General features: G+C 67.0%; 2 protein-coding genes. One reads left to right on the forward strand and one right to left on the reverse strand.

Annotated features, from left to right (window positions below; genetic code table 11):
- Positions 1-834: fatty acid desaturase (locus ACH9D2_RS02515; protein WP_396361178.1), on the forward strand; the 834-nt coding region annotated here is incomplete at its 5' end.
- 268 nt (positions 835-1,102) lie between these two features.
- On the opposite strand, the gene cspE is transcribed toward ACH9D2_RS02515, so the two are convergent.
- A complete protein-coding gene (gene cspE / locus ACH9D2_RS02520; RefSeq protein ID WP_035923571.1) occupies positions 1,103-1,309 on the reverse strand; it encodes a transcription antiterminator/RNA stability regulator CspE in 207 nt (68 codons plus the stop codon).
- Positions 1,310-1,459: the final 150 nt, after the last annotated feature.

The raw sequence follows: 1,459 nt of genomic DNA on the forward strand, positions 1-1,459 counted from the left end.
ATCCTGGAGAACATGGAGATCGGCCACAACGTGCTGCACGGGCAGTGGGACTGGATGCGCGACCCCGACATCCACTCCACCACCTGGGAGTGGGATTTCGTCACCCCCGCCGAGGCGTGGCAGCACACCCACAACGACCTGCACCACACCTGGACCAACGTCATCGGCAAGGACCGCGACGTCGGGTACACGATCCTGCGCATGGACGCGGACCAGCCGTGGCGGCTCAAGAACCTGGGCAATCCGCTCTACAACGCGCTGCTGGCTCCGGTCTTCGAGTGGGGCATCGCCCTCTACGACCTCGAACTCGACCGGGTGCGGGAGGGCACCAAGTCCAAGGCCGAGCTCCAGCAGTCGCTGAAGGCTCTGGGAGCGAAGTTCGCCAAGCAGATCGCCAAGGACTACGTGGCCACGCCCGCCGCCGCGGCGATCCTCAGCGGCTCGGGCAAGCAAGCCCTGGCGGCCACGGCCACCGCCAACGCGGTGCGCAACATCTGGGCGCACGCCGTGATCTTCTGCGGGCACTTCCCCGCCGGAGCCGACACCTTCACCGAGGCCCAGATCGAGGGCGAGACCCGCGGGGACTGGTACCTGCGGCAGATGATCGGCTCGGCGAACATCTCCGGGTCCCGGCTGATGCACCTCATGACCGGCAACCTGTCCTTCCAGATCGAGCACCACCTGTTCCCGGACCTGCCCTCGAACCGCTACCCCGAGGTCGCCGTGAAGGTCCGGGAGATCTGCGCCCGCTACGGGCTGCCCTACACGACCGGCCCGCTGTACCAGCAGGTGGGCTCGGCGTGGGCGAAGGTCTTCCGCCTGGCACTGCCCTAGGACGGCCGTCGGGGCGGCTTCATCGACGACCGTGGTCGGGTCGAGCATCGGTGGCCGCCTGTGGTCGCCTCGTGCGCTCGGCGACGAGGCCTGCGGGAGCGATGGGCGCGAGCGGGCCAGGGTGGAGAGAGGCGAAACCCAGGGCGCGGAGGCCAAGGGGCGAAGAGACAAAAACATCGCCACCCGGCCGGAGCCGGGTGGCGATGTCAGGTCGGCCTCGGAGCGCTCAGCTCCGTGCCGGGGATCTCACGAGGAGATCAGAGCGTTCTCACGCAAGCACGGTGATGTTCGCGGCCTGGGGGCCCTTGGGGCCGTCCTGGGTCTCGAACTCGACGCGCTGGTTCTCCTCGAGGGAGCGGAACCCGCCGGAGTTGATCGCGGAGAAGTGCGCGAACACGTCCTTGGAGCCGTCCTCGGGGGTGATGAAGCCGAAGCCCTTGTCGGCGTTGAACCACTTCACGGTGCCAGTAGTCATGGGGAACCTGTCTTTCTGGGAAACGGAGCGTCCCCGGCGATCGGGGTGCTCGGGCGTTGCGATGCCTGCCAAAACGTCTTCTCAGAAAAACTGCCGCGCCCGGAATCGGGCGAACTGCTTGAACTGCAAGAACGAAACTTCAACAACTGG

The sequence above is a fragment of the Kocuria rhizosphaericola genome, assembly GCF_044462205.1.
Taxonomy (GTDB): domain Bacteria; phylum Actinomycetota; class Actinomycetes; order Actinomycetales; family Micrococcaceae; genus Kocuria; species Kocuria rhizosphaericola.